Raw genomic sequence first — 350 nt, forward strand, 5'->3', positions numbered from 1 at the left:
AGACAGTCGCCGCTTCATTGCCGTCCTCTTCGGGGAGACAGATGGAGGGGAGGAAAGTCCGGGCTCCATAGGGCAGGGTGCCAGGTAACGCCTGGGAGGCGCAAGCCTACGACTAGTGCAACAGAGAGCAAACCGCCGATGGCCCGCGCAAGCGGGATCAGGTAAGGGTGAAAGGGTGCGGTAAGAGCGCACCGCGCGGCTGGTAACAGTCCGTGGCACGGTAAACTCCACCCGGAGCAAGGCCAAATAGGGGTTCACATGGTACGGCCCGTACTGAACCCGGGTAGGCTGCTTGAGCCAGTGAGCGATTGCTGGCCTAGATGAATGACTGTTCAACGACAGAACCCGGC

1 other RNA gene is annotated in these 350 nt (G+C 61.1%); it reads left to right on the top strand.

The features are described from left to right. Nucleotide 1: 1 nt before the first annotated feature. An RNA gene (rnpB, locus tag MD221_RS17460) (RNase P RNA component class A) lies at nt 2-350 on the top strand.

Source organism: Luteimonas aquatica, from assembly GCF_022662575.1.
Lineage (GTDB): Bacteria > Pseudomonadota > Gammaproteobacteria > Xanthomonadales > Xanthomonadaceae > Luteimonas > Luteimonas aquatica.